Source organism: Hyphomicrobium sp. (assembly GCF_035572195.1).
In the GTDB taxonomy this organism is placed as follows: Bacteria; Pseudomonadota; Alphaproteobacteria; order Rhizobiales; family Hyphomicrobiaceae; genus Hyphomicrobium_B.
In genome coordinates this window covers 1-6,605 of sequence record NZ_DATNBA010000093.1, presented here as the reverse complement: position 1 = coordinate 6,605, position 6,605 = coordinate 1, and the positions used below count along the sequence as shown (strand labels likewise).

Sequence of the window (6,605 nt, the reverse complement as noted above, 5' to 3'; positions counted from 1 at the left end):
GCGCACTATTGACGCCATCAAACTCCTCAAAGATCACTACCAGCTGACGGTGCTGATGGCTGAACAGAATTTCACGCAGGCGATCCGTATCGCCGATCGCGGCTATGTGATCGTGCACGGCAAGATCGCTTTCGAGGGCCGTTCGGCTGAGGAACTGAATAACAACGATCTGGTCCGCAAGCTTTACATGGGCATGTAACGAGCGCGAATCTCCAAAAGCAAAACGGCGCGGGACTTGTCCCGCGCCGCTTTTTATTCGGAGCGCAACCAGACTACTGCAGAGCTTTCTCGTAGGGATAAATCACGTTGCCGGTCTTCAGATCAGCCGGTGTAAGCACGTTCTGGTATCCCATGCCTTTCCAGGTCTCGAGGCCAGCGCCTTCCTTAATGTCATGATACTGCACTTGCATCATGCCTGACTTCGTCCACTCGCCACCCGGGCCGTAAGACCAGTCGCCCATGATCGTCTTGTGCGGTGTCTTGCGCAGGTAGTCCGCAATCTTGTTGTCATCGATGCTTTTCGTGCCGGCAATCGCCTCGCCGAGCATGTTGATATACGCGTAGCCCCACCCACCGAGATAGTAGCCAAGTGGATCGACGCCTTCAGCGCCGGCCTTCGCCTGATATTTTTTGAAGAACTCGGCTGCGGGCTTCATCAACTTGTCGGACGGCACCCATGTCTCATAGTTGATGATGCCGTTGAGCTTTGGTCCAAGCTTGCTCTTGAAGACCGTGGCCTGCAATCCGACCATCGCGCCTCCGATGATCTTCGGCTTGTAATTGAGCTCACGCACCGCCTGCACAATGCCGACGGAGCCCAACGGGTAGGAACAGACGATGACCACGTCCGGATTGGCGGCCTGCACGGCGCGCACGATCGGCGTGTAGTCCGTCGTGCTCGGCGGATATTTCCGATCATAAACGATCTTCATATTGAACTTCTTGGCGTTCTCGCGGGCGCCGTCACAGGCGTTATTGGAGAACTCGGCGTCCTCGACCACCAGCCCGAGTGTCGTCGGCTTCGGAGTCTGCGCGGCAGCGACCTGAAACACGCCCTCGATAAACGACGGCTTGGTCTGCGGGCCGGTTGGCAACACCGAGAAGTACTTCGGGTATTTGAACTCGTGATTGACGTCGAGCGCAAACAGACTGATGTAGGTCTTGCCCTTCTGCATGACCACTGGCATCGCCGGCGCGTTCATGTTGGTGGCGTAACCGCCGACTACGAGCTCGACTTTGTCCACGTCGATCAGCTTGGTGTAGATGCCGGGCACCGTCGAAGGATTGCTCTGGTCATCGTAAAAGATCAGCTTGACCGGACGCCCGAGCAGACCGCCCTTGGCGTTGGTCTCTTCTTCCCAGATTTTCATGCCAAGCAGCGCCTGCTTACCGTTGGCGGCAAGCGGGCCGGTCAACGACATGCCGAAACCGATCTTGATCGGCTCCTTATTTTGGGCCGAGGCGGCCCCCAGGAACATCGCGCCGGCGGCCACGACGGCGACAGCCGTCCCCGCCATCCAGGCAAATGTCCGGGACTTGAGATTGTGCAGCATATCTTCTCCTCCCATGAACGTCTTTTATTTCGATGACCAATAATGACAGCGCCCGACGCAATGGTCCATCGGGCGCGGCAGAAAGTCCCGAGGATTAGACCAATTGCCGGATGCTACCCGCTAAAACGCACGCGGCGCAGCAAATTTGAGCCGCGCTGCGCCCCGAAACCCGGATGTGGGCCAAGGTGGGAAGGCTTATTGCCTCGCCTTCTCGAAGGGATAGATCACGTCGCCCGACTTGTATTCCGCCGGTGTGATGATGGCCAGGGTATCCGGATTCTTGAACTGGTCGATACCATTACCCTTGATCCCGCGGAATTGCGCCTGGAAAACCCGCGACTTCGCCCATTCGCCGCTCTTGCCGAACGACACATCGCCGACGATGGTCTTGAATGTCGTCTTGCGCAGATAGTCGGCCAGTTTGGCGTCGTCGACGCTTTTAGTTGCCGTGATCGCCTGTCCGAGAACGTCGAGATACGAGTAGCTGAACGGGGCCATATAGTAGCCGAGCGGATCCACGCCCGCTTTGACAGCACGATCCTGATACTTCTGCATGAATTCCGCTGTGCCCTTGAACATCAGGGATTTTGCGGGCAGCCAGAAGTCATAGTTCATGTATCCGTTCAATGCCGGGCCGAGCTTCGTCTTGAACACAGTCGACTGCAGCCCAACCATGGCGCCGCCGATCATCTTCGGATTGAGCTTGGCTTCATTCGCCGCAAGCACCATGCCGACCGAGTCGAGCGGATACGAGCAGATCACGACCAGATCGGGATTGGTCGCCTGAATCCCGCGTACGATCGGGCCGAAATCGGTGGTCGAAGGCGGATAGCTCTTGTCGTAGACGATCTTCAGTCCTGCCTTCTTGGCGTTCTCGCGCGCCCCATCGGACGCGTTTTTGGAAAACTCCGCATCCGCGGCCACGATGGCCACCGTCGCCGGCTTTGGATTTTGCGCCATCGCCGTGTCGAAGAAGCCCTTGGTGAATGAGGTCTTCGGCTCCGGCCCGGAGGGAATCATGGCGAAGTAACGGTCGTAGTTGAAGTCGCTGTTCACGCCGAGACCGTATAGACCGAGGAACACCTTCTTGCGCTGTACAACCACCGGCATCGCGGGCGCCAACATGTTGGTGCCGTAGCCGCCGACGATGACGTCGACTTTGTCGACATCGAGCAGCTTGCTGTAAATTCCGGGTACCGTTGAAGGGTTACTCTGATCGTCGTAGTGAACGAGTTGAACCGGCCTGCCAATCAGACCGCCTTTGGCGTTTGTTTCCTCAACCCAGATTTCCATCGCGAGCAGTGCAGACTTGCCATTCGGACCCAGCGGGCCAGTTTCCGCCATACCGAACCCGATCTTGATCGGCTGCTTGTCCTGCGCGATGGCCGGTATTGCCACCATTGCTGCAAATGCAGCTGCCGCAGCCACCGCATACACGGTGGATTTCATGTATCGCAGCATACTGTCCCTCCCCAAACTATTGTGGTTTTGCGGATTTTTTAGCCGAATCGATCTGCCCACGCCAGTGGCGCATCCCATCTGATGGGATGATCACACACTTTCGACCATGATCGTTTCGACCTCCCCCGCTCCACCGCGCCGGAAGGCGGCGGCTTTGTCGTATTCCGGCGATGTGAAACATGCGACGCCCTGCTCCAGGGTCGGGAATTCGATCACGATGAAGCGATGAAATTTATCAGGACCTTCCATGATCTGAAAACGTCCGCCCCGGGCGAGAACCTTTCCGCCAAACTTGGCGATGATGGCGGGCACCAGGTCGGTATATTTTTTATACTCGACAGGGTCGTTGACCTTGGAACGAGCAACCCAGTAAGCAGGCATATCTCTCTCCCTCTTTCGTCATGGCCGCGCTTGTCCCGGCCATCCACGTCTTGAATGATGCAAAGAACAGTAATGACGTGGATGCCCGGTACAAGGCCGAGGATGACGGAGAAACAAAATCATGGCGCGTAAAGTGATCGATATTTCGGTTCCACTCGAGAACGATGTGGCCGCCGACCCGCCGGGCTACGGCCCGAAGATCGAGTATCTCGATCATCAGGCTACTGCTGCCGACATCCTCAAATTTTTCCCGGGATTGAAGAAAGAAGAACTGCCAGACGGCGAGGGCTGGGGCTTCGAATGGGTTCGGTTGTCGACACATTGCACGACCCATCTCGATGCGCCGTGGCATTTCGCTTCCACGATGGATCACGGCAAGCGCGCCATGACCATCGATGAGGTGCCGCTGGACTGGTGTTTCCAGCCCGGCGTGAAACTTGACTTCCGGCACTTCCCTGACGGCTATGTCGCTACCGCCAACGATGTCGAAGCCGAGCTCAAGCGCATCGGCCACACGCTCTCACCACTCGAGATCGTCGTCGTGAACACCAGCGCCGGTACTGCCTACGGGCGCCCCGACTACGTCGCGAAAGGTTGCGGCATGGGGCGCCAGGCCACGCTCTATTTGCTCGAGCGCGGCGTACGCGTCACGGGCACCGACGGCTGGAGCTGGGACGCGCCGTTCATCTACACAATGAGTAGATACGCCGAAACCCACGACGCGTCGCTGATCTGGGAGGGCCATCGTGCTGGCCGCGACATCGGCTATTGCCACATCGAAAAGCTGCACAATCTCGAGGCGCTGCCTGCCAAAGGCTTCACGGTAAGCTGCTTTCCGGTGAAAGTGCGCGGCGGTTCCGCCGGCTGGACGAGGGCTGTGGCAATCATTGATGCTTGATTGCCCACCACGCCGGGCGATAGCATCCCGCCCAACGAAAATGCCGGACCAAATACCGGCAAAATAAGCACTTCCAGGGAGGACTCACGTGGACAGACGCCGTTTTGTTGCCAGTAGCGCCGCCGCGGCCGCGGCCCTTGCCGTGCGGCCCGCTTTCGGCGAGGACGCCTATCCGTCCCACGCCATTACATTCATCAACCCGTTCCCGCCGGGCGGCGCTGCCGACGTCGTCGGCCGGCCGCTGACCGCGATGCTCGAGCCGATTCTCAAGCAACCCTGTATTGTCGAAACCAAGGCTGGTGCGGCCGGGCAAGTTGGCGGCCAGGTCGCCGCCTCAGCCAAGCCCGACGGCTACACACTGCTCATCCATATTGTGTCGATCTCCGGCTTTGCCGAGGTCGATAAACTGTTCGATCGTCCGCCCAAATTCACGCGCGCCGACTTCATTCCGATCGCGCGGCTGACGTCTGGTCCTATGGTTCTGGTGGTCAACGATCAGCAGCCATACAAAAGCGTCAAGGAACTGGTCGACGATGCCAGGGCCAATCCCGACAAGCTGATTTTCAGCTCGTCGGGCCTCTACGGCGCGCTGCATCTGCCAACCGCGCTGTTCATGCAGGCCGCCGGCATCAAAATGAAGCATCTGCCGACGAACGGCGGTGGTCCGGCGCTCACCGCGCTCCTCGGCAACAATTCGCAGGTGCTGGTGTCGGCGATCGCCCCCGCAAGCGGTCAGATCAAAGCCGGCAAGCTCCGTGCACTCGCCTGCTTCAGCCCACAGCGTGCGGCATCAATGCCGGACGTGCCCACGCTGAAGGAGCTCGGCTATAACGTCGAATTCTCGCTGTGGGTCGGTGTATTTGCACCGAAGAATACGCCTGCTCCGATCGTAAAGATTCTTGGCGACGCCATCAAAATGGCGGCGACCGGCGACCAGTTCAAAACCGCAATTACCAACATTGGCGATGAGGTCGCCTTTCTCGACCAGGCAGCGTTCGCAAAATTCTGGGACGAAGACGCCAAGCGGGTCGAGGCAGCGGTGCATGCGATCGGCCGCGTTCAGGGCTAACGCGGCCGGCAGCAGATTGCTTCGTTAAATTCCGGAGGGGACACGATGGATCGCCGTAGCTTTGTCATCGGCACGACCGCACTCGTCGCAGCTGGCCCTGCAGTTGCGCAAGACGCGTTTCCTTCACATCCAATTACCATTATCAACGCGTTCCCGCCCGGTGGTGTCAACGATATCGTGACGCGGCCTTTCGCTGCGGCGCTCGAGCCGATCATCAAACAGCCGGTGGTGGTCGAGACCAAGGCTGGCGCGGGCGGCCAAGTCGGTGCGCAAGTCGGAGCCAGTGCCAAACCTGACGGCTACACGCTTCTCTCGCACAACAATGGAATTTCCGGCTACGAGGAAGTCGACAAACTCTTCGGGCGGCAACCGAAAACCACACGCGCCGATTTCATTCCGCTGGCGCGGCTGGTCGCCGACCCGGTTCTCGTGGTTGTCAATGAACAGCAGCCGTACAAGTCCCTCAAGGATTTGATCGACGACGCCAAAAAGCGCCCGGAGGCCATCATCTACAGTTCGGGCGGGCTCTATGGCGCGACCCATCTGCCGGTCGCGCTGCTGGAAAAAACAACTGGTATCCCGAAGCTTCGCCACCTGCCGACGAACGGCGGCGGACCGGCGGTGACCGCCCTGCTCGGCAACAACGCACAGATGAGCACGCAAACGGTCTCCGCCACTCTGCAACATATCAAAGGCGGCAAGCTGCGTGCGTTGGCGTCGTTCGGCGGTAGGCGATCGAAGGCGTTGCCGGATGTGCCTACCTTGAAGGAGCTCGGCTACGACGTCGAATACTATCTTTGGGTCGGTATCTTCGCGCCGAAAGCTACGCCCGCCAATATCGTGGCTACCCTGAACGAAGTGATCGACAAGGCCGCAATTTCCGATTTGTTCAAGACCGCCATCACGAATGCCGGTCTGGAGCCTGACTATCTCAACGCAGCGGGTTTTGCCAGGTTCTGGGCGGAAGACGCCAGGCGCTCCGACGAAGCGGTGAAATTGATCGGCCGCGTGCAAGGATGAGCTTTCGTCGAATCAAACGATAAGCTGGACCCAACCGGCACCCGCAACAGAGGGGAGTAAAATATGGATCGTCGTAGTTTCCTCGCAGGTACGGCCGCGACGGCCGCCACGATTGTCGCTCGTCCAGCAATTGCGCAAGACGCTTATCCTTCGCACGCCATTACGATGGTCAGTCCGTTCCCGCCCGGCGGCGTCAGCGACACGATAACCCGTCCGCTGGACG

The 6,605-nt window shown here is 58.9% G+C and carries 6 protein-coding genes and 2 pseudogenes; 5 read left to right on the top strand and 3 right to left on the bottom strand.

The features are described from left to right. Positions 1 to 199 (top strand): annotated as a pseudogene (locus VN623_RS08055) (branched-chain amino acid ABC transporter ATP-binding protein); the annotation flags it as partial. Positions 200 to 272: 73 nt separating this feature from the next. Here the strand turns inward: VN623_RS08055 and VN623_RS08050 are convergent. The 3 genes from VN623_RS08050 to VN623_RS08040 all read right to left on the bottom strand — a co-directional run bounded on the left by VN623_RS08050 (position 273) and on the right by VN623_RS08040 (position 3,395). After that, positions 273 to 1,568, bottom strand: coding sequence for an amino acid ABC transporter substrate-binding protein (locus tag VN623_RS08050; RefSeq protein WP_325569899.1), 1,296 nt, complete (start codon positions 1,566 to 1,568; stop codon positions 273 to 275). A gap of 180 nt (positions 1,569 to 1,748) precedes the next feature. Beyond that, positions 1,749 to 3,014 carry an amino acid ABC transporter substrate-binding protein gene (locus VN623_RS08045; RefSeq protein WP_325569897.1) on the bottom strand — a complete coding sequence of 422 codons (1,266 nt, stop codon included), beginning with the start codon at positions 3,012 to 3,014 and terminating at the stop codon, positions 1,749 to 1,751. A 90-nt stretch (positions 3,015 to 3,104) separates the two neighbouring features. Continuing rightward, positions 3,105 to 3,395: a DUF1330 domain-containing protein gene (locus VN623_RS08040; protein ID WP_325569895.1), complete on the bottom strand. Its 291-nt coding sequence runs from the start codon at positions 3,393 to 3,395 to the stop codon at positions 3,105 to 3,107. Between the two features lie 121 nt (positions 3,396 to 3,516). Here VN623_RS08040 and VN623_RS08035 point away from each other — a divergent pair, with 121 nt between their 5' ends. From VN623_RS08035 to VN623_RS13640, 4 genes and pseudogenes are all read left to right on the top strand, one after another. Beyond that, entirely contained in the window at positions 3,517 to 4,293 is a 777-nt protein-coding gene (locus VN623_RS08035; protein WP_325569891.1) for a cyclase family protein, read from the top strand. An 88-nt stretch (positions 4,294 to 4,381) separates the two neighbouring features. Next, positions 4,382 to 5,362: a tripartite tricarboxylate transporter substrate binding protein gene (locus tag VN623_RS08030; protein WP_325569889.1), complete on the top strand. Its 981-nt coding sequence runs from the start codon at positions 4,382 to 4,384 to the stop codon at positions 5,360 to 5,362. Positions 5,363 to 5,407: 45 nt separating this feature from the next. Then, positions 5,408 to 6,382: a tripartite tricarboxylate transporter substrate binding protein gene (locus tag VN623_RS08025; RefSeq protein ID WP_325569887.1), complete on the top strand. Its 975-nt coding sequence runs from the start codon at positions 5,408 to 5,410 to the stop codon at positions 6,380 to 6,382. Between the two features lie 60 nt (positions 6,383 to 6,442). Next, positions 6,443 to 6,605: pseudogene (locus VN623_RS13640) on the top strand (twin-arginine translocation signal domain-containing protein); the annotation flags it as partial.